We start from the raw sequence: 21,718 nt of genomic DNA, 5'->3' as shown, positions 1-21,718 counted from the left end.
AGTAAAAAAGTAGCACTATGCACTATATTCTAACCCTTATTTTACTGACATCTTTTCTCTATGCAAAAAGTGATGACTTCTCGATTGTAATAAACGAGCCCTTTAGCAATGCTTTAGTTGATATAACTGAAGATTATGACCGAGATATAAGTGCCGTAGGTTTTATTAAAAAATATAAAAACAATCAAGCAAAAGCAGATACGACTTATACAAATGCCTTTGATTATCTGGCATCTCTTTCAAATAACAGCAACGGCTCACAGACACATTTAGTAAAAGTAAACAATGAGGCGGATATAACACTTAGAAAATCAACAAATCTACCATATTTTAATGAAGCGGTCTCAATTGCAAAAACTCCGCAAAACGGTTATTTCATAGGTGGACACACCCTTGATGGCTCGCTTTTAGTCTTAAAAATGGATTCAAATGCCCAGACGATATTTCATAAAACATTCGGAACCGCAAATCAAGATAAAATGAGCAAAATGATTCCGCTTCGAGACGGCGGAGTTTTAGCAATCGGTTCATCCGTAGTTTCAAGATCTCCAAACGACAATCTTTTTGAGAGCGGGCTTGGTCTAAGCGATATATATCTAACCAGATTATCAAAAGAGGGAGAGATTTTATGGAGCAAAAAGTACGGAACCCTAAAAGATGATATAGGAGTAGATGCAGCTGAAGCGGATGACGGCTCTTTTATGGTGATTGGGCAAATAAGTGAAAAAAAATCTAAAAGCATAACCATTTTAAGGATTACGCAAAACGGCGATAAAATCTGGATAAAAGAGTATAAAAATGAGAAAAATTTAACTCCTCATAAAATAATTAAACTAAGAGATAACAATTTTGTTATCTCGCTTTCTCAAAATGATGATACAAACAAAGAGCAGATAAGACTTATTAAGATAGATTTGCAAAAAAATATTTTACAAGATAAGATGATTCAGACAACATACGCAAGTGTTTTAAAGGATATAAAAGAGTTTAGCGACACCAAGATTGTAGGAGTAGGATATGTCCGAGACTCTCATAATACGGACGGACTTGCGATGCTGCTTGATAATAAATTTTCTATGCTTAATCAGGAGCATTACGGCTCAGATGAGCATGACTCCTTTAATGCCCTTAGCATCCTTCACAACTCTCAGATCGCCGCTGCGGGGATTTACACAAACAAAGATTCTCAAGAGACGAATATGTGGATAGTAAAACTCAACAAAGACCTCTCTATGGCTAAAATACCGACAAAGCCGACAAAATCAAAATGACTCTCTTTTGATTTAATCAGAGGTTTTAATCAATCCTCATACCCTTGTGTATCTTCGCTACCTGCTCTAAAACTGAGTCTTACTTTATCCTGTTTTAGTTTTTTATAGAGTTTAAATTTAGCTTTTTCTAACTCTTCATCATTATATGAAAATTCAGATTTTATTGCTTCATCGCTCTCGTTTGCACTATCCATTGCAAAAAGTTTTAACTCTTTTTTTGTCAATTTCGTCTTAAGTGCATTATAGAGAGCTTTATCATCTTCAATCAAATCAACTTCGCTTAATCTACAAAATTTAGCCAATAACCCTCTAAAACTATTCTCGCTGTTATACTGTCTCCAAATACTATTTTTTAGCATTATATTTTCTCCAAAATTTGTGTTAAATCTTTTGTCTCAATCACTATATTTGCCTCTTTTCTTAAAATTTCTCTTGCACAAAAAGCGACTCTCGTTCCTGCATGGGCAAACATAGAGAGATCATTTGCTCCGTCTCCGCATACTAGCGTCTCCTCAGGCGTAACCTTTAATAAACCCTGTAAGCGAATCAGCATATCGCCTTTTGAGTAGTTAAACATCATATCTCCGCCGACAAGACCCGTAAGTATCTGATTTTTATGATGCAGCACATTTGAAAAATCCGCATCATATCCTAAGATGTTTTTTGCATATCCCGTTGCACTTCTAAATCCGCCGCTAAAACAGACTACTTTCATACCCCTGCCCTTTAACTCGGCGATTGTTTCGCGCGCACCTTTCATATACGGTAAATTGTGGCTAATCTTCTCGACTACGCTATACTCCAAGCCCTTTAAAAGCCCTACTCTTTGCTGAAGCGACTCAAAGAAATCAAGTTCGCCGCTCATCGCAGCCTCGGTTATTTTACTTACTTGTTCGCCAAGCCCTAGTTCTTCTGCAAAAAAATCTATCGTCTCGCCGTCCATAAGCGTAGAATCGAAATCAAAAACAGCCAATTTCAACATATATTATTTCCCTATCTGTTATAATTGCGCAATTATACCCATTTAGGATGCTTTTTGTTTGATGAACTCATAAATAAACTAAAAAACGATACATACATAACGCTTGAAACTACTCCCGGTCACTCTCCTATTTTTTCTCCTATAATTGAGACGATAGCCGAGCTAGGGCTTGATAAGCTAGTGGACGGCTTTACGACAACCGACAATCCGCTTGCAAAGTTAAAGTACAACTCACTATTTGCCGCGAAGATGTTGCAGGATAGATTTAACAAGCCGGTTATTGCAACTATGAGTATGCGTGATAGAAACAAGATTGCACTTCAATCAGATCTTCTTGGAGCAAATGAGGCAGATATAAGAGCTATTTTGGCACTTACGGGAGATCCTGCAACAATATCGGATCAGCCGCACACAAAGGGAGTTTTTGAATCAGACAGTTCCCTTTTGTTAGACATTATCTCTTGTTTTAACAGCGGAATTAATTATGCAGGCAAACCTTTGGCGCATAAGCCAAAAGAACTTTACCCTTTTGCGGTCGTAAACTCTTATGCTAAAAATCCGAAAACTCTTCAAAAAAAGATGCAAAAGAAGATAAAGCATGGAGCACTGGGGATTATAACGCAACCGGTCTATGACATAGAGAACGCAAAACTTCTTCTTGAGCTAAAAGATGCCGCAAATGCGGAGTGCGATAACGAGAACAAGAAGGGTGAGCTTATTTTAGGAATTTTTCCTATCACGAAGCTTAGAACTGCGCAGTTTTTATCTGCCCATGTTCCGGGTATAAATGTGCCAAATGATTGGATAGAAGCACTAAGAGAGGCAAACGAAAAAGGGAGCCAAGAGGAGTATAGAGTCGGATTTGAGCTTAGCAGAAATCTCTTTTTAGACTTAAAAAAGCTTCACCCCAAAATTCACCTTATGACGGCAAACCAGTTCCAGCTGGCTAAAGATATACTCTCTTAAATTTCACTAGACTGATTTACCCTCGCCTTTAAAATTATAGATAAACTCTCTAAATTTATCTATTTTTAGAGGTTTGCTAAAATAGTACCCCTGTATTTGGTTACAGCTTAAAAATTTCAAAGTATCGACATGCTCTTTAGTTTCGGAACCCTCGGCAATAACATCTTTTCCTAAAGATCTAGTCATTGCGATAATCGCCGAAACAATTGAGCGGTCATCCTCGTTTTTATCAATCTCAAGTACAAAACTACGGTCTATTTTTATAGTTTTAGCAGGCAATTTTTTAAGATAACTTAGCGATGAGTAACCTGTTCCAAAATCATCAATGGAGAGTTTAAAGCCTTTTGCATGCAGCAAATTTAAAATAATTAGCGCTTTGTCGACATTTTTCATAATATGACTCTCAGTAATCTCTAATTCAATGTAACTCTTGTCAAGCCCTATATCATCTACGATACTGCAAATATCATCTACAAAAGAGAGATCATTTAACTGTTTGCTTGAAACATTTATAGAGACGGTAAGTTTGTTACCCTCATTATGAAATATCTTCGTATCGTTAATTGCCTGTTTTGCAACCCACAAACCGATTTCTAAAATTTGACCCGTCTCTTCGGATATTCCGATAAATCTGTCAGGTCGAATAAGTCCTATTTCCGAATGATTCCAACGGATCAACGCTTCCATCCCGTAGACGCTTTTCGTCTCTAAATTTACCTTTGGCTGATACTCTAAAAATAGTTCGTTTTTATTTATAGCGTTACGCAAATCATTTTCTATAAGCATCCGCTCGGTTATCTTATCATTCATTGATTGCGTATAAAACTGATAACCGTTTTTTCCGCTCTCTTTTACATGATACATTGCCGTATCTGCCGCTCTCATAAGTTCTTCGTAGCTTTGTGCGTCATCAGGATAGATACTAATGCCCACACTAGCACCCGTAAAAAATTCTCTATCCTCTATCATAACCGGATTTTTAAATATACCCGTTATCTTATCGGCAACCGAAGCGATATCTACAATCGATTTTACATCATCCAATATTACGGTAAACTCATCACCGCCAAGCCGTGCAAAAGTATCTTGTTCGCGGAGAAGAGATTTTATTGATTTTGCTACTTCGATTAAAAATTTATCACCAGTTAAATGCCCGAATGTATCATTTATATTTTTAAAATTATCCATATCGATAAAAAGCAGGGCCATTTTTTTAGAGTCCCGTTTTAGCGCAGGTATTTTGCTAACGACACGCTCTTGAAACAGTACCCTGTTGGGAAGATTTGTAAGCGAATCAAAATAGGCGAGATTGTGAATCAGACTCTCTTTTTGTTTCTTTTCGCTTATATCGTTTACTATGGATATGTAGTTTGTCAATATGCCGTTTTTATTATGCAGCGCGATAATATTTAGCTCTGCCGTATATAGCTCTCCATTTTTTCTGCGATCAATTACCTCTCCGTTCCATTGACCTTTTTTATTTATATCACTCCATAGTTTTTGATAAAAAGCGTTATCGTGCCAACCTGAACTAAATGTATTTGGTGTTTTTCCTTTAACCTCTTCAAACGCATATCCCGATATTTTACTAAATGCGCTATTTACCGTGATTATTTTTTGATTGGAGTCTGTGATAAGAACACCGTCACTCATTTTTTCAAAGACGGCAGATGCCAAAATAAGCTCGTTCTCTGCATTTTTTCGTCTTGTTATATCATGAACCGTGCCGATAGATCTTATCGGCTTTCCACTAGCATCAAATTCATGCTCGCATCTCTCTTCAACAAATCCGATTTCACCGTTTTTACGAACTATGCGATGCTCGACAAAATAACCGTGCTTCTCTTTTAGCGATGTAGTGTATGTATCATTTACCATAGCTATATCTTCAGGATAAACATATCTTAAAAATGCTTCGTAAGTTGCATCAAACTCTTGAGGTTCTAACCCAAAAATACGATACACCTCGTCCGACCAGTAAAGAGTGTTATTTAACAGATTAAGCTCCCAGTGACCGATATTTGCCAAAGCTTGTGCCTGCATAAGACCTGAGTAAAGTCTTTTACAGTAAAGTTCTTGCTCTGATAAATCAGCTGCCTTGTCATTAAACGATGATTGCATACTTACTTTCCTATAGTTATTTCAAAAGTATTGTATTTTATCACATAGATGTAACAGTATGGTTTATTTTGATATAATTCGCTACTTATTTTTTAGGACAACAATGATTGATTTAAAATTACTACAAAAAGATTTTCAGAGCGTTAGCGATAAACTTATCCGCAAAGGCGTGAGTGTTGAGCTTCTTGATTCTTTAAAGAGAAAAAACGAAGAGTTAAAAGTTGCAAAAATTGAGTATGAGACTCTTCAAGCTGCTCAAAATACGATGAGTAAAGAGTTCGGCATCTACAAAAAAGAGGGCAAAGACACTAGCGAATTAAAAGAGAGAGTCGATGCAAATAAGATAAAAATAGCCGAAGCTCTTGAAGTTCAAAGAGTCAGACAAGAAGAACTTGAGTCTATTGCTATGTCTATTCCAAACATTCCCGACGATGGTGTTCCAAACGGTAAAGACGACAGCGAGAATGTCGAGATTAAAAAAGTTCTGACTCCAATAGAGTTTAGCTTTACTCCAAAAGAGCATTGGGAGCTAGCTGAACAAAATGGGTGGATAGATTTTGAGCGAGGCGTAAAACTAGCAACCAGCCGCTTTAGCGTCTCATTCGGCATGGGTGCAAAACTAGAACGCGCACTTATCAACTTTATGCTTAACTTTAACTCCAAAAGAGGATTTGAGGAGGTAAGCGTACCTTCTTTAGTAAACAGAGCGGCGTTAGAGGGAACGGGTCAACTTCCGAAATTTGAAGATGATTTATATAAAGTACAAGACCAAGAACTATTTTTGATTCCAACCGCGGAAGTTCCCGTTACAAATCTTTATCAAGATGAAATTTTAGCTCCAGATAAACTGCCTATAAAAATGACTGCTTATACGGCATGCTTTAGAAAAGAAGCAGGCGCTGCAGGAAGAGATACGAGAGGTATGATAAGACAGCATCAATTTCATAAAGTTGAACTCGTAAGCATTACAAAACCGCAAGATAGCGATAAAATTTTTGATGAGATGGTTCAGACTGCTTCAGATCTGCTAAGCGCATTAGAGCTTCCTCACCGTCTTATGACTCTTTGCAGCGGAGACTTAGGATTCGGTGCGGCAAAAACGGTAGATTTGGAAGTTTGGTTACCTGGACAAAACTGCTACAGAGAGATAAGTTCAGTATCAAATACTAGAGATTTTCAGGCAAGACGCGCAAAGATTAGATTTAAAGACGGAGATAAAAACTCTTTTGTACACACTCTCAACGGTTCATCGTTGGCAGTCGGCAGAACAATGGTCGCTATAATGGAGAATTTTCAAAATGAAGATGGAACTATTACGATTCCAAAGGCGCTTGAGCCGTATTTAAATTAACTTTATGGTACCTTTTTTGCTTTAAAAAAGAAACGATGGCAAGGTAGAGAATGGCTGATGGATTAGAAGAAGAGATAATAATCATTGAAGACAGTGATGCCGCAAATGATAGTGCCTCTTCGGGCAAATCGGCAGGCGGGGAAGATTCATCATCCGAGAAGAAAAAAAAGCTTATATATATAGGTATCGGTGTCGGGGTTCTCTTAATAATAGCAATCGGCGCTTTTATACTCATTAAAGTTAAAGCAAAAAAGCATACAAATATTCCTGCAGCTCAAATAGAAGAAAAACTCTCTCAAGAGATTAGTGAACCCGTTGAACCGAGCAAAATAGAAAATATGATAGCCAAAGCGGATTATCTTTACTCCACGGGCTCAAAAAACGAAGCTCTCTCTCTTTATGAGAAGATTGCATACTATAGCGAAGCAGTTTCAGCCTACAATCTGGGAGTTGCTCAACTTAAAGACGGTCAGTATGAAACAGCTCTAAACTCATTTCAAAAAGCCATACAAAACAATGAAAAAAGATGTGTAAGTGCCATAAACGCGGCTGTTTGTTCACTATATCTTGAAAATGAGAAAAATTTTAGATATTACATTGATTTGGCATATGCTTATCTGCCGCAAGAGAGACAGTCTCCCTTATACTCATACTACTATGCGCTTATCAGTTACTATAACGGTAACTACCTAGAAGCTCTAAGCGCACTTAAAAATCCGACTACAAATGAGTATATAAAAACTCAAAATAATCTAAGCTCAAAGATTAACGCTTTATTTAATAATGACATTAGCGCTATCGAGAGTATGGAAAAAAACAATTCACCATCCGACTATTTTAGCTTAGGTCTTCTGTATGCAAGAGTAGGTGATTTGACGCTTGCAAAAAAATATTTACAAAACGCTATTAAAAATAATATTGAACCGATGAAAGCCCAGCTTGCTCTTGGTTATATAGACTTAAAGGCAGGTCAAGTTCAGGAAGCGGCAAAAGAGATAGAAAATGCTACCGATATGTTTAGAGATGACATTTATAAACCCTATCCGATTAAAGTAAAACTAAAAGAGTCCTTGTTTAATCAGGATTTGGCTCAAAAAAGATATAGAAGCCTAATAATCAACAGCAAAGAGATAGATTATCAAAAGATATTTTACTTCTCGCCGTATAAAATATTTAATGCAAATCAAACAATAAGCTACATACGAAAAGGAAATGCAAATATTTTTATTGATGATGTAGGTTCTGCACAAGAGTATTTAACGAAAAGTTCCTCTTTATCAAGTGTAAATGCAGGAATTGCCGCTGCTATCAAAAAAGCTCTCTCTTTTAAAATCAGAGAAGCAAACGAGATGCTTTTAAAATTAGTCGATATTCAGCCTAAACACTCTATTTTACACTATAACCTAGCTTTGACTTACGCTCAAATGGGTAATATGGTAGATGCTAATAAACATTTTTTGCGTTCATATAATTTAGATGCAAAAAATTATCTATCCGGAATATATGCAATTATGACCTCTCAGCTTATAAACAAAGAGAGCGAAAAATTAGCATCAATTGTTAAAGATGCTGTCTCACGCGAAGAATCTTCCGAAGATATCGACCTTTACAATACCCTGATTTATATCAGTGAGGGCAATACTCTCTCAGCCAGCGATTGGCCGGATAAAAAATATCAAAAAAAACCTCTCTATTTAGCTTTGGATATAATCATAGCACTTAAACTAAATAATTTAGAAACGGCTCAAAAATCCGCAAACAAGCTTACTGCGCTTCTTCCAAATGAGATATTGCCGCATCTGATGTATATTGATGCATATTTTAACAAAACAGGGTCTAAAGAGTATGCAAGTGATGTCATGAACTATTTAAAAATGCAGGAGTTCAATTTCAATGATTTTAATTTTGGTGCATATGTTACAAGATATCTATATATCCAACAAAATTTGATTACGGGAAAATTATATTTTTTAAGAGAAAACATAAGAAAATCATTAGAATCAACAACCGGGCAAACGCACGAATTAACGAGTGCATTAGCACTTGCCTCACTCTATGACGGTGCTTATGAGGAGTCATATGCACTCTATAACAATCTTATTGACAATCTTAAGGTTCAAGATGCTCAAACTCTATTTTTAGGTGCTGTTGCTTCAACGGCGGCAAATCATCATGAAAATGCGATAGCTCTTTTAGAACTATCTAAAATGAAAGATATAAATTTTTTAGAGAGCAGATATGCACTCGGTCTTCTTTATTTAGAGGCAAAAAACAACAAAGCAGCGGTAATACAGCTCTCAAAAATAAACAAAAATAACTTTAATTCCGAATATTTTAATTTTAATATTGATTCTGATAAATTGATGTTTGAAAAAGGTAAATCTCAGAATTAGTTTCTGCTTCTGAGATTTTTTTATAGATTATTTTTCGCTTGTAAAATAACCTAGAAGCGATTCAGAAGCTATTAGTTCAGCGCCCAAACTGATATTTAATCTAAAATTATGTGGTAAATAAAGTGTTGTAACCCCGTTTATCATAAGACCGTATCTTGAACCTTGCTGCAAATTTTGTAAATTTGCTACATCCAAATCTATACTCTTAAAGCTCTGCTTTAATGTATGGGTAATTTTTACTTTATTGTTTGAGTTTTTATCGCTAAATACCAATTTTGCATTTTCATTTAGCACTTTTGAGAGAGAAGACATATTAGAGAGTCTTGTACCTCTGTGCAGCTCGACATGTTCTAGCACCGATGTAAAAGGAACTCTTAACAAAGAGACATCTAGGTAGCTGTTATCAATATCTACTTTATATGCATAGCTATCATCATTATCTAGCTCTTCTATAGAAATTACCGTTCCATCAACCGGACTAACAACGCTATTTTCTTGGTAAAGCATGTTTTGTCTCTCAGGATTTCTAAAAACAAAAACAAAAAACAGTGTAGCTAAAAAAGCAAAAAACTGTAAAAATGCCAAATGAAGAAGCATAAAAACCAGCATCAACAAAAGAGCTCCTACTATGTAACTCCACCCCTCTTTAGCAATCGGTAAAAGATTATTTCTCATCTGATTCCTCTTTATCTTGTGTTATATTTTTTTCGCTATTCTCATCATCTTGAACCATTTTAGCATCAGCTTTAAGTTCCTCTTCAATATCATCGACGACTAAGTTTACTTTTGACTCTAAGCCGTTTTCTTTCTCAAAACCTATAATAATCTCTCTAACTTCTTCACCGGTAATATTCTCTTTTTTATAAAGAAGCTTTACTATATCTTCGATTGCCGGTCTATAATCTTGAAGTCTTTTTACAACCTCTTTATATCTCTCTTGAAGTGATGATTTTATAAATTCATCCATATTTTCAGCCATCTTATCGCTATATTCTCTTGATGATTGTCCATAACCGCCCAAGAAAGAGTGTCTGCTTTTCTCCAATACCATTAGTCCTGCAACATCGCTCATACCGTAAGTTTGAACCATAGATTTTATAATATCAGTAGCACGCTCCAAATCATTTCCTGCACCCGTAGATATCTCACCTATAAATACCTCTTCTGCGGCGCGACCGCCCAGAAGTACATCAACTTCAGCCCAAAGCTCATGATGCTGCATCATAAACTTATTCTCTTCAGGAGTATTAAGAGTATAACCCAAAGCTGCTAAACCGCGAGGCACGATAGAGACTTTTGAAACTTTCTTTGCACCGACGGTTGTTTCTGCAAGGAGTGCGTGTCCGCTCTCATGATATGCCACAATTTTTTTCTCTTTCGGATTGATTCTGCGAGATTTTTTAGCAAGACCTGCCAAAGCACGCTCAACTGCTTCATAAAGATCTTTTTGAGTAACTGTTTTTTGGCTCTTTCTACCTGCTAAAAGTGCTGCTTCGTTAACAATATTTGCCAAATCGGCACCCGCCAAACCGGCTGTAAGACGCGCAACCTCTTCAAGGTCAACATCAGCGTCCATTTTAACGCCCTTAACATGCACTTTTAAAATTTTTATACGACCCTCAAAATCCGGTTTATCAACCAAAACTTGTCTATCAAATCGTCCTGGACGCAAAAGCGCCTGATCTAAAATTTCAGGTCTGTTTGTTGCAGCTAAAATAATTATAGGAGTATCCGTCCCAAATCCGTCCATCTCTGCTAAAAGTTGATTGAGAGTCTGCTCTCTCTCATCATTTCCGCCCATATTTGCACCGGCTGCACGACTTTTTCCTATAGCATCTATCTCATCTATAAAAATTATGCTCGGCGCATCCTTTTTTGCCTGCTCAAAAAGATCACGAACACGAGCCGCTCCTACACCGACAAACATCTCTATAAAACTAGAACCGCTTACCGAAAAAAACGGAACATCCGCTTCACCCGCAACGGCCTTTGCCAAAAGTGTTTTTCCGGTACCCGGACTTCCGACTAAAAGGACGCCTTTTGGAATTTTTGCACCAATCTCGACATAACGGGCAGGATACTTTAAAAAGTCTACAATCTCTTGCACTTCCTCTTTTGCCTCTTCTACTCCGGCTACATCATCAAATTTTGTTTTTGGCTTTTCGGAGTTAATCATTCTCTTAGAACCGCCCATGCCTAAAATGCCGCTGCCCATACTTTTTTGCATTCGTCCGGCAAAAAACATCCATATAGCTATAATTATTAAAAAAGGAAACAGCCACCCAAACATCTCTGTAAACCAGTTAGTTTCGCTAAATCCTCCATACTCTATGCCTTGCTTCTCCAACTCTTCAGTAAGCTTTGAATCACCCGGAACTATTCTAGTAGTATAAATCGTTAAACCATCTGTTGACAATCCTTTAATATAACTCTGTCCGATATCGACTTTTTTTAAACTTTTAGATTCTATTAATGATTTTAACTCCGAATAACTTATCTGTTTTGCTTTTTTACTTGCGGATACAACCGCTTCAGAACCGCTGTTTTCCCCCATTAATGTCTTAAAAAGTAAAATAATTATGACTGAAAAGATTGCAAAAGTTATCAGCGGATTTTTATTAAAAAAGTTATTATCTTTTTCATTGTTGTTTTGATTTTGCATATCTATTTTTTACCTTGTTTTAGTATTAATGTAACCCACTCATCTTGAGTTATTTTCTCTTCAATTTCAAAATCTTGATAAAATTTTAAAACTTTTGATTCATATTTATCTAATATTCCCGATAAAACAAGCACTCCGCCATCTTTTAAAACACTTTTTAAATCATTTGCTATAAAAGTCAAAACATCGGCTACTATATTTGCTACGACAATGTCATACTTATTTTTTGCCAAGCTGCAAGAGCCTTCCCACAAGTTTTCAAATTTCACCCCGTTTAGCTGAGCATTCAACTCACTATTTTCTATACATACGACATCAGTATCGCATGCATCGACTATAGCGCCCAGTTTAAGCGCTCCGACACCGAGTATACCGCTTCCGCAGCCTACATCAAGAACCCTGTCGCCTTTTTTTACATATCTTGCAACTGCTCTTAGTGATGATGCCGTTGTCGGATGATGTCCCGTACCAAACGCCAAAGCCGGATCTATAACTATATTTATCAATTCACTGCTTGGCTCATCCCATGTCGGATGGATATAAAACTTATCTATAGTTAAAGGTTTGATGCTATTTTGATAAACTTGCACCCAGTCACTGCTTTTGAGTTTTGTCTGCTTGCATTCGATTTCTATATTTTGACCTAATGCTTTTTGCAAAGCTTCCGCGAACTGCTCTAATCCCCATATTATAGTGTCAAGTTCATCTTCACTTCTAATAATAAAGCCCTCATCAGTCTCTTCAAAACCGACGGGAAGCGTATCTGCTAAAAAATCTGAAAAGAGTGAATGATGAGAAGATACCTTGACTACTAATTCAAAATAATGATCTTGCATTAACCTTCAATACCCATAACTGCGCCAAGCTTCTCTTTTAAAACTTGCGGTGTAAAAGGCTTCACTATATAGTTATTAACCCCTGCTTTAAGAGCCGTTATAACCTCTGCTTTACCGCCCTCCGTCGTTACCATAATTATAGGCAAATCCGTAAAACGAGCATCTGCACGGACTTTTTTAACAAGCTCAAGCCCATTCATTTCAGGCATATTCCAATCTGTAATCAGCATATCAACATCCGGATTTGCATTTAAAGTATTCCAACCCTCAACACCGTCTCCGCCTTCTAAAATATCTTTATGCCCTAATCTTTGTAATGTGTTTTTTATAATACGACGCATTGTAGAGCTATCATCAACAACAAGTAATTTCAAATGAAATCCTTTTCTATAAATATTTGCAAATTAACCATCAATTTTACCTAAATTTTATTTATTTTATGATTAAGCAGGGCTTAATTAATCAACTTAAACATTTTTGGCAAATCAAGAGTTCCCTCGTAATATGCCTTGCCTATAATCACGCCGTCAACACTTTTTGTAGCCATTAAAGCTTGGATATCTCTCTCATCCCTAACACCGCCGCTTGCAATCGTGCTAACTCCGCTAGCCTTAGCGATATCCACCGTGAACTCCACATTTACGCCGCTTAGAGTTCCGTCTTTGCTTACATCCGTACATATAATCGCTTCAACACCTGCATTTGCAAACTCTTTAGCCAAGTCGGTTGCTCTCATTGAGCTAACTTCACCCCACCCCTCAACTGCAACAAAACCGTCTATGGCATCGATTCCGACTGCTATGGGATATTTTGCTGCCATCTCTTTAACAAATTGTGGATTTTTTACTGCAATTGAGCCTAAAATAACTCTGTCTATACCGATTTCAAGCATCTTTTTGATAGTTGCTTCATCGCGTATGCCGCCGCCGAGTTCAAGCTTAACACTACAATTTTGCCTAATTTTTATTATCTGCTCCAAATTTTTCGGCTCACCTGCAAAGGCACCGTTTAAATCAACCAGATGAACCCACAGGGCTCCCATCTCTTCAAACTTTTTTACAAGCATCCAAGGTTCATCGGAGTAGATTTTTGCACTATCCATAAGACCTTTTGTAAGTCTTACTGCTTTTCCGTCTTTTAAATCAATAGCAGGGTATAAAGTCATTTTTTTCTCCTTAATTTTATTTCATACGCCGCTAAGGCGACTGAAGGTTGGCTCTTTGCGCCGGAATTTATTGTTTTACAAATTTATGAAATTTTCTAATATTTTAAGCCCGTTTTTATGGCTTTTTTCAGGGTGTGGCTGAATTCCTAAAATATTGTTATGCGCAACGGCCGATGTAAATTCGTATCCGTAGTTTGTGCGACCTATGATATCTTTTTCATCTGCACAGTTTACATGATATGTGTGAACAAAATAGAGATAGTGCGCTTCATCTAAATCTTTAAAAAGCGGGTGCTCTTTTGTAAACATCCTATTCCATCCCATATGAGGCACTTTTAACGGCTCGCTAAATTTAGTCGTATCAAAAGCGGTAACATTGCCTTTTATCAGACCCAAGCCCTCATGAAAACCAAACTCTTCGCTGCTCTGAAAAAGCAGCTGCATTCCAAGACATATGCCAAACATATACTTACCGCTATCTGCAAACTCTCTTAAAGCCTCTACCATATTTCGCTCTTTTAAATGCTCCATCGCATCGCCAAAAGCGCCGACTCCCGGAAGTAGCAACTTATCATAATTTTTAAATTTTTGCGGGTTACTCTCTATAACCGTTTTTTCACCTAAAGAGGCAAATGCGTTTTGCACACTTGCCAAATTTCCCATGTTATAATCAACAATTCCTATCATTCTTTAATCTTCAATCTTTAATTTTGTAAATTTTATATATATCGCTAAAGTTATAAGCAACATTGAAACGCCTGCAACTATATACATGGCATAGATAATTTTTTCAGGGTCTGTAATTGCAAATTTAAATACTAACATCAATGCTTCTATTGATAGAGCTATAATGATTGAACCTAAAAATCTAACCATGGTTTTATGCGGTCCGGAGATGCTATGCTCTTTATCCTTGCCGAATATCTCCTCTTCTATTATCGTTTTTGCCAAATCAAATATTGCCAGTGCCAGCGTTATTAAAATCGTAGCTTCAAACACATCCTTTATCTCAAAATGCTGAGGAGTTATCTCGTATATAAAAAAACTCTGCATACCTTTGAAAAAAAGAAGTACGGAAACCGCTATTAAAGCAAGTGCAAAAGCCATATATGAGTATCTAAAAAGATTTATAAAAAGTCTATCAAAATTACTTGAACGAGATATTAAAATAACCTCTTCAAGAGGCATATCAAGACATGCTACATATTTCAGCTCACCGTGTTCATCAAAAATAGGTTGAGATGCCGTGACACAAAGCTCGCCTGTAATAATGGACGGGTACGGGTCGGTTATCGTACATCTCTCTTCCCTGACTGCGCGATAATAGTATGCACGGTCTGCTCTTATTTTTCCGGCATCTTCATCAATCTGTTTTGCCGGCGTATATGTCGGTGAAATTTGAACTCCGCGATTATCAAGAAGATATACCCCCTCACAATGCTCCAAATCCGCTTTAATCTTTAAAAGCCTTGGAACTATCATCTCAACGGATAAAGAGGGCAATCTGTTTGGAATATTTTTTGAAAAAAGATAACAAAAATATGCTCTTGCTTTGGTACGACCTTCAGAAAAATTTTGAATATCCCCTATAACCATTTTTGCAACCCTTATTAATTTTTTTAATTGTCGTGATTATACCAAAGGCATTGTAACAATTTCATAAGTTATTTTTTTATCTCTTTTCATTTGATATAATCCATTTTTAAAATGAATTGGAGCTATTTTACCGATGGGATTTAAACTTTTTTTAATATTTGAAAATTTTTTAATGATTTTGCCGAAAAAATGTAGAAAAAGTTTTTTTGTTTTTTTAGCAAAACTGGCATACTATCTATCTCCTAGATACAGAAGTATCGGATTTATAAATTTAGATTTTACATTCAGTGATACGCTTAGTCAAAAAGCCAAAGAAGAGATTGTTAAGTACAGCTTTAAAAACCTGCTGCTTAATTTTTTACATCTAATGGAAATCAGACATATGAGTAAAGAAGAGTTGGCAAAAAAAGTAACCATAAAGAATATTCAAGCGGTGCAAAAAGCACATGAAGAGCAAAGAGCGGTAATATATGTTACATCTCACTACTGTGCTTGGGAATTAGGCGGAGCGGCGATAGGAGCTTTTGCAGAACCCATAACTGCCGTTTATAAAAAGATGAAAAATTCCCACTATCAAAAGTGGGTTTTAGAATCCCGTTCCAAATTCAAAAACAAATCACTAGAAAAATCAAATGTGATAAAACCTCTTATAAGGCTCATTAAAAACGGTGAGGCTTGCGGTATTTTGATTGATACGGGAATCAATCAGAGAGAAGGCGTAGAAGTTCAATTTTTGGGAAAAAGTACCCGTCAGACATCGACTCCGGCTTATTTGGCAAGAAAATACAATGCGGCGATTATCCCTGTTATAATAAAAACGGATGATGAGGAAAATTATACTTTAATATTTTTTGACGAAATCCCGGTAGAGAGAAGCGATAATGAAGAAGAAGATATCCAAAAAGCGACGCAGCTTCAAGCGGATTGGCTTACTAAAATTATAACGGATGAGCCAAAATTTTGGTTTTGGATACATCGCAGATTCAAAGGCGAACATAAAGAAATTTATGAAAAAAAAGATTAACTATCTTTAACTCTTGCTTCAAACAACTTCAACAGCGTTAAAAAAAGCGCCGTTATTGCAGGTCCTAAAATCATTCCCCAAAAACCGAATGTCGCAAGTCCTGCAATAATAGCAAAGAAAATCACAAGCTCGTCCACCCTTGCATCGTCCTCTTTGAGGAGTCTTTTGTTGATCTCTTTTATAATAAGCGGCTTTATAAAAGTATCTGCAACGATTGAGATCATTACCACCGAATACATAGCTATAAAGATACCGTTTGACTCATTTCCGAGCGAAAATTCAAAAAGCATAAACGGCAGCCACATAACTGCTCCGCCTATAACGGGAACCAGCGAGGCAAATCCGTACATTACGCCGAATAAAACTCCGTTATACCCGATGTATGATATTGCCAAGCCAAATAAAATACCTTGAAACATAGCATTTACGATGATTGAGTAAAAAACTACTCCCATAACGGATGAAAGCTCTTTAATGAGTATGGAACTCTCTTCAACGGACATCTGAACGACTCTTCTTAAAAATGTAAAAATATACTCTCCGTTATATAAAACAAAAAAGTAAAAAATTATTATAAGAAATGAATTTTTTAAAAAGCCGACGCTAAATGCACCTACGGTTCCCGTATAAGAGAGTGCCCTCTCTCCGAATGAAGCGATGTCCAGCTTTTCAACACTCTCTAATATATACGGTTTTGCAAACGCAAGATATTCAGGAGGATTTTCAATTTTTGCCAATACATACTGCTTAATGTTTATCAAAATCTGAGGATCTAAGTTATTTAACTCTATACTCAGAGTTATCAAAAAATATCCAAGAGGAACAAAAAATAGAACCGCTAGCAGAAATGCAGATGCCATAGAGGCATAAAATCTGTTTTTTAAATATTTTAAAAAAATATCCTGTATATTTGAAGTCGAGATTGCAAGCAGTGCGGCTATTGTCATAGCCAGTAAAAACGGCGCATATAGAAGATACATCCAGTAAAGAGATGTGGCAAAAAGTACCCCTACAAAATATTGCGGTTTCAAAATAGACCTCCATCATCTATGGCAGGAAAATTGACATTTAAAACATCATAGGTGCTTTTTGTCGCCTTTCTTCCTTTAGCCGTTCTCTCCAAATATCCGTTTGCTATAAGGTAAGGCTCTAAAACATCCTCTACCGTTCCCTCATCTTCGCTAAGTGCCGCTGCAATAGTACTAAGCCCCATAGCTCTTCCGTTTGCGCCGACTAAAAGATTTAAAAGTCTAATATCCATCTCGTCAAATCCATGCGAATTTATGCCGAGTTCATTAAGCGCATAACGAGTTCTTGAGTGCAATATATTTTTTTCATTTGCTACATCTGCAAAATCTCTTACGCGACGCAAAAGTCTCAAAGCTATACGAGGAGTTCCGCGGCTTCTTTTTGCTATTTCGATGCTAGCTTCATGCGCTATCTCTTTATTTAATTTATTTGAAGCTTGAGAGATGATTTTTGCCAGCTCCTCAGGAGAATAAAACTGCATTCTAAAATTCATACCGAATCTGTCGCGAAGCGGATTTGAGAGCATACCCGCTCTTGTCGTAGCACCGATAAGCGTGAAACGGGGCAAATCTATCTTTACGGTCTGCGCAGCAGGTCCGCTTCCTATGATAATGTCGATTCTAAAATCTTCCATTGATGAGTAGAGTATCTCTTCAACGGCGGGAGATAGGCGGTGAATCTCATCTATAAAGAGTATGTCGCCCTCTTCTAAGTTTGTAAGAATAGCTGCCAAATCACCGCTTTTTTCTATCATGGGAGCGGCTGTTACTTTGATATTTGCATTCATCTCATTTGCAATTATGAGAGCCAAAGTGGTTTTGCCAAGCCCCGGAGGTCCAAAAAAAAGAACATGATCGAGTGCCTCACCTCTTTTTTTACTAGCTTCTATAAAGACACCGAGATTTTTTTTAATCTGCTCCTGCCCTATATATTCACTCCAAGCGCTGGGGCGAAGAGTTACCTCAGAGCTCTCCTCGCTGTCAAATCTCTCTATCTCGACCAATCTTTGCATATCTTCTCTTAGTAAGTGTGTATATCTTGAGGAAATTCTCTCGATTTGACTTCATCTGCATAATTTTTGACTGCACTCTTAACCAAAGTAGCACCGTCCATATATTTCTTTACAAACTTAGGCGTAAACTCTTCAAAGAGTCCCAACATATCCGAAAAGACAAGAACCTGACCGTCTACATCTTTACCCGAACCGATACCGATTACCGGTATCTCTACGCTTTTTGCGACTTCACAAGCCACATCAGCTTTTACGCCCTCTATCACCATACAAAATGCACCTGCTTTCTCAACCGCCTTTGCATCTCTTATGAGCTGCAATCTCTCCTCATCGGTTTTACCCTTTATTTTATATCCACCCTCTGAACGAACCGCTTGAGGCAGTAACCCGATATGCCCGCAAACCGCAATTTGGTTTGAGCATAGATACTCTATAATGTCGGCTCTATCTTCCCCGCCTTCTATCTTTATAGCATCTGCGGGAGTTTCTTGAAATACTTTTATAGCGTTTTTAAGCGCCTCTTTTTTATTTACATAAGTTCCAAACGGCATATCACAAATCAAAAAACTGTTTTTTGCTCCCATTGCAACTGCATTTGTATGATATATCATCTGCTCCAGAGTCGCACTTAACGTGTCACTTTTACCGGCAAAACTCATATTTAAGCTATCTCCGATTAAAATCATATCGGCATCTGTCTCGAAGAGTCTTGCAAAAAGAGCATCATAAGCCGTTATCATAACCAAAGGCGAAACACCCTTGCTTTTTTTGATAGAAGTTATTGTCATTTTTTTAGTCATTTTTAAAACTCTTTCTTTTAATAAAAAGTATTTTAACTAAAAATTGCTATAATTTTGACTATATGGAGAAATATTTTATGGGTGTAAAAAGTGATTTATATTCTAACTTTGATTTTGAAATAGTCGATGAATTTTTAGATCACTACTCAATGATGGTTGACGCAATGGAGATTATGATTTTAGACCTATCAAAAGAGGATATGTATACTCGAAGCATAAATGAGCTTTTTCGTGTTTTTCATAATATAAAATCGGCTTCAGGATACCTAAAAATCGCGCAAATGAATAAACTTTCCGCTTTTGTAGAAGATGTACTTGAACAGATAAGAGCCAATCACAGTAGCATCAATGAAGAGACTACAAACTGGCTCTTAAGCATAAGCGATATGTTTGGAGTGTGGAAAAATGACTTAAAACTTGACAAAGAGCTCACTCATATAAAATATTCTCTACTTAAATTACCTGATTTGGAAAACAATTGAAAAAATTAGTCGCATATATAACATCCGGTTATCCGGAAAAATCTTTTAGTATTGATTTAGCCCTCGCACTTGGAGAGAGCGGTGTAGATACGCTAGAACTCGGTGTTCCTTTTTCTGATCCCGTGGCTGATGGTCCTTTGATAGAAAAGGCAAATCATAAAGCGCTTGAACTTGGATTTAAGTTTGCGCATCTTTTAGAGATTTCAAAAGTTGTTGCTCCTAAAATCGACACTTTGTGGATGGGATACTTTAATAGCTTCTATCAGCATGATATGTATAAACTGATTCCCCACGCAAAAAAGTTAGGAGTAAACGGTTTTATAATACCTGATTTACCGCATGAAGAGGCTTTGGCATACGAAGAACTTTTTGACGCAAACAAGATGTCAAATATCAGCTTTGTCGCTCCGACGGACAGCCAAGAGAGAATCAAAACGATAGTTGAAAATTCTAAAAAGTTTATATATATGGTAGCCTACACGGGAATAACTGGTTCCGGTGTTTCAGAGGATCTTCAACCGATAATTGCATCTGTAAAAAAATATACGCAAACCCCGATTTATGTCGGATTCGGCGTAAACAAAAAAACGGCAAAAGATAAAGTAAGAGGTGCCGATGGAGTAATCGTGGGAAGTGCTTTTGTGGAGATACTGTTAAACGATGATCTAAACTACACGCAAAAGATAAACAACTGCAAGGAACTTGCTCAAATATTAAAGAGTGAGATAAATAGCTAATTTTAAATCAAGGTTAGATTGCCGCGCCTCTTGCAGAGGCTCGCAATGACCGTCATTTTAAAAACTAAAAAAGTGATGTAGTTTCAAGGCGCATAATAAGAAAGTACATTAAAAAATAAACGAAATATAAAAACTAAAGATTTTTGTTTAGTGTGCATAAGATTCAAATGTTTGAGTAAAGGAGGCTACTGAAGTAGCTGACTGCACTCATCATTTAAAGATGAAGTGCAATAAGCAAAAAGATTAGTTTTTAGATGTGTCTACTATTTTATTTGCAGATATCCACGGCATCATAGATCTTAATTTAACACCTGTTTGCTCAATCAAAGAAGCTTTAGCATTTGCACGCTCAGCGTTCATTCTTGGGTATCCTGCTTGACCTTCAAGTATGAAATCTTTTGCAAATCTTCCGTCTTGAATCTCTTTTAGTATCTCTTTCATCGCAGCTTTAGACTCTGCATTGATAACGCGTTTACCTGAAACATAGTCACCGTACTCGGCAGTGTTGCTGATTGAGTATCTCATATCCGCTATTCCGCCTTGGAACATCAAGTCAACGATAAGTTTTAGCTCATGCAGACACTCAAAGTACGCAAGTTCAGGAGCGTATCCGGCTTCAGTTAATGTCTCAAAACCAGCTTGAACAAGTGAAACAGCTCCGCCGCAAAGAACAGCTTGCTCTCCAAAAAGGTCAGTTTCAGTCTCATCTTTAAAACTTGTTTCAATAATTGCAGTTCTTCCGCCACCGATAGCCGATGCATAAGAAAGTGCTAACTCTCTAGTTTTTCCGCTTGGATTTTGTCCAACAGCGATTAAGTCAGGAATACCGCCGCCACGAACGAACTCAGAACGAACAGTATGTCCAGGAGCTTTTGGAGCAATCATAGTAACATTGATGTCAGCTCTTGGGTGAATTCTTCCATAGTGAATGTTAAAACCGTGTCCAAATGCGATAGTTGCACCATTTTTTAGGTTTGGTTCAATCTCATTTTTGTAAATCTCAGCTTGGTTTTCATCCGGCAATAAAATCATAACGACATCAGCATAAGCACTTGCATCTGCAACCGTCATAACTTTGAATCCTTTAGCTTCAGCTTTTGCCCAGCTAGATCCATCTTTTCTTAAACCTACAACAACCTCAACGCCGCTGTCTCTTAGGTTTTCTGCATGTGCGTGACCTTGAGAGCCAAAGCCTATCATAGCAACTTTTTTGCTTTTAATTATATTGATATCACAATCTTTATCGTAGTAAACACTTAATGCCATTGCTTTTTCCTTGAGTTTTATTAGG

The 21,718-nt window shown here is 37.0% G+C and carries 21 protein-coding genes; 7 read left to right on the top strand and 14 right to left on the bottom strand.

The window, feature by feature from the left end:
• The first annotated feature begins 17 nt into the window (after positions 1-17).
• On the top strand, positions 18-1,271 hold the full coding sequence (locus PHQ93_RS01495) for a hypothetical protein (protein ID WP_299939949.1): 1,254 nt from the start codon (positions 18-20) through the stop codon (positions 1,269-1,271).
• A gap of 29 nt (positions 1,272-1,300) precedes the next feature.
• Here PHQ93_RS01495 and PHQ93_RS01490 read toward each other — a convergent pair whose 3' ends face one another.
• Positions 1,301-1,630, bottom strand: coding sequence for a hypothetical protein (locus PHQ93_RS01490; RefSeq protein ID WP_299939947.1), 330 nt, complete (start codon positions 1,628-1,630; stop codon positions 1,301-1,303).
• Positions 1,630-2,253 (bottom strand): phosphoserine phosphatase SerB, encoded by a 624-nt coding sequence (gene serB / locus PHQ93_RS01485; protein WP_299939944.1) that lies wholly within the window; start codon positions 2,251-2,253, stop codon positions 1,630-1,632. Before serB ends, PHQ93_RS01490 begins: the two co-directional genes overlap by 1 nt.
• Before the next feature lie 54 nt (positions 2,254-2,307).
• On the opposite strand from serB, the gene PHQ93_RS01480 reads away from it, so the two are divergent.
• Complete coding sequence (locus PHQ93_RS01480) at positions 2,308-3,219, top strand: methylenetetrahydrofolate reductase (protein ID WP_299939942.1); 912 nt, start codon at positions 2,308-2,310, stop codon at positions 3,217-3,219.
• Positions 3,220-3,225: 6 nt separating this feature from the next.
• Here the strand turns inward: PHQ93_RS01480 and PHQ93_RS01475 are convergent, their stop codons facing one another.
• A complete protein-coding gene (locus PHQ93_RS01475; RefSeq protein ID WP_299939939.1) occupies positions 3,226-5,340 on the bottom strand; it encodes a GGDEF and EAL domain-containing protein in 2,115 nt (704 codons plus the stop codon).
• A gap of 103 nt (positions 5,341-5,443) precedes the next feature.
• Between PHQ93_RS01475 and serS the strand changes: the two genes are divergently transcribed.
• Complete coding sequence (serS, locus tag PHQ93_RS01470) at positions 5,444-6,691, top strand: serine--tRNA ligase (protein ID WP_299939937.1); 1,248 nt, start codon at positions 5,444-5,446, stop codon at positions 6,689-6,691.
• A gap of 50 nt (positions 6,692-6,741) precedes the next feature.
• Positions 6,742-9,084 carry a tetratricopeptide repeat protein gene (locus PHQ93_RS01465; RefSeq protein ID WP_299939934.1) on the top strand — a complete coding sequence of 781 codons (2,343 nt, stop codon included), beginning with the start codon at positions 6,742-6,744 and terminating at the stop codon, positions 9,082-9,084.
• Positions 9,085-9,111: 27 nt separating this feature from the next.
• Here the strand turns inward: PHQ93_RS01465 and PHQ93_RS01460 are convergent, their stop codons facing one another.
• From PHQ93_RS01460 to PHQ93_RS01430, 7 genes are all read right to left on the bottom strand, one after another.
• The gene (locus PHQ93_RS01460; RefSeq protein WP_299939932.1) at positions 9,112-9,759 is read right to left on the bottom strand and encodes a phosphatidylserine decarboxylase; all 648 of its coding nucleotides are present in this window, start codon (positions 9,757-9,759) and stop codon (positions 9,112-9,114) included.
• On the bottom strand, positions 9,749-11,746 hold the full coding sequence (ftsH, locus tag PHQ93_RS01455) for an ATP-dependent zinc metalloprotease FtsH (RefSeq protein WP_299939930.1): 1,998 nt from the start codon (positions 11,744-11,746) through the stop codon (positions 9,749-9,751). Before ftsH ends, PHQ93_RS01460 begins: the two co-directional genes overlap by 11 nt.
• 2 nt (positions 11,747-11,748) lie before the next feature.
• Positions 11,749-12,582, bottom strand: coding sequence for a 50S ribosomal protein L11 methyltransferase (locus PHQ93_RS01450; protein ID WP_299939928.1), 834 nt, complete (start codon positions 12,580-12,582; stop codon positions 11,749-11,751).
• Positions 12,582-12,956 carry a chemotaxis response regulator CheY gene (locus PHQ93_RS01445; RefSeq protein WP_299939925.1) on the bottom strand — a complete coding sequence of 125 codons (375 nt, stop codon included), beginning with the start codon at positions 12,954-12,956 and terminating at the stop codon, positions 12,582-12,584. The genes PHQ93_RS01450 and PHQ93_RS01445 overlap by 1 nt, the downstream gene beginning before the upstream one ends.
• An 80-nt stretch (positions 12,957-13,036) precedes the next feature.
• Positions 13,037-13,747 (bottom strand): 1-(5-phosphoribosyl)-5-[(5-phosphoribosylamino)methylideneamino]imidazole-4-carboxamide isomerase, encoded by a 711-nt coding sequence (hisA, locus tag PHQ93_RS01440; protein WP_299939922.1) that lies wholly within the window; start codon positions 13,745-13,747, stop codon positions 13,037-13,039.
• Positions 13,748-13,822: 75 nt separating this feature from the next.
• Entirely contained in the window at positions 13,823-14,434 is a 612-nt protein-coding gene (hisH, locus tag PHQ93_RS01435) for an imidazole glycerol phosphate synthase subunit HisH (RefSeq protein WP_299939920.1), read from the bottom strand.
• Positions 14,435-14,437: 3 nt separating this feature from the next.
• Positions 14,438-15,343: a PDC sensor domain-containing protein gene (locus PHQ93_RS01430; protein WP_299939918.1), complete on the bottom strand. Its 906-nt coding sequence runs from the start codon at positions 15,341-15,343 to the stop codon at positions 14,438-14,440.
• A 133-nt stretch (positions 15,344-15,476) separates the two neighbouring features.
• Here PHQ93_RS01430 and PHQ93_RS01425 point away from each other — a divergent pair, with 133 nt between their 5' ends.
• Positions 15,477-16,367 carry a lipid A biosynthesis lauroyl acyltransferase gene (locus PHQ93_RS01425; protein WP_299939915.1) on the top strand — a complete coding sequence of 297 codons (891 nt, stop codon included), beginning with the start codon at positions 15,477-15,479 and terminating at the stop codon, positions 16,365-16,367.
• Here the strand turns inward: PHQ93_RS01425 and PHQ93_RS01420 are convergent.
• From PHQ93_RS01420 to panB, 3 genes are read right to left on the bottom strand one after another with little or no spacing between them, the layout of a single operon-like run.
• Positions 16,364-17,398, bottom strand: coding sequence for an AI-2E family transporter (locus tag PHQ93_RS01420; protein ID WP_299939912.1), 1,035 nt, complete (start codon positions 17,396-17,398; stop codon positions 16,364-16,366). The genes PHQ93_RS01425 and PHQ93_RS01420 overlap by 4 nt on opposite strands.
• Positions 17,395-18,408, bottom strand: coding sequence for a Holliday junction branch migration DNA helicase RuvB (gene ruvB / locus PHQ93_RS01415; protein ID WP_299939909.1), 1,014 nt, complete (start codon positions 18,406-18,408; stop codon positions 17,395-17,397). The genes PHQ93_RS01420 and ruvB overlap by 4 nt, the downstream gene beginning before the upstream one ends.
• 8 nt (positions 18,409-18,416) lie before the next feature.
• Positions 18,417-19,208 carry a 3-methyl-2-oxobutanoate hydroxymethyltransferase gene (panB, locus tag PHQ93_RS01410; protein ID WP_299939906.1) on the bottom strand — a complete coding sequence of 264 codons (792 nt, stop codon included), beginning with the start codon at positions 19,206-19,208 and terminating at the stop codon, positions 18,417-18,419.
• A 77-nt stretch (positions 19,209-19,285) separates the two neighbouring features.
• Between panB and PHQ93_RS01405 the strand changes: the two genes are divergently transcribed.
• Positions 19,286-19,690 carry an Hpt domain-containing protein gene (locus PHQ93_RS01405; RefSeq protein ID WP_299939904.1) on the top strand — a complete coding sequence of 135 codons (405 nt, stop codon included), beginning with the start codon at positions 19,286-19,288 and terminating at the stop codon, positions 19,688-19,690.
• On the top strand, positions 19,687-20,427 hold the full coding sequence (gene trpA / locus PHQ93_RS01400) for a tryptophan synthase subunit alpha (protein ID WP_299939901.1): 741 nt from the start codon (positions 19,687-19,689) through the stop codon (positions 20,425-20,427). The genes PHQ93_RS01405 and trpA overlap by 4 nt, the downstream gene beginning before the upstream one ends.
• Positions 20,428-20,670: 243 nt before the next feature.
• Here the strand turns inward: trpA and ilvC are convergent, their stop codons facing one another.
• A complete protein-coding gene (gene ilvC / locus PHQ93_RS01395; RefSeq protein WP_299939898.1) occupies positions 20,671-21,693 on the bottom strand; it encodes a ketol-acid reductoisomerase in 1,023 nt (340 codons plus the stop codon).
• Between the last annotated feature and the right edge of the window lie 25 nt (positions 21,694-21,718).

It is taken from the genome of Sulfurimonas sp., assembly GCF_028714975.1.
In the GTDB taxonomy this organism is placed as follows: Bacteria; Campylobacterota; Campylobacteria; order Campylobacterales; family Sulfurimonadaceae; genus Sulfurimonas.
This window is presented reverse-complemented; position numbering and strand designations above follow the sequence as displayed.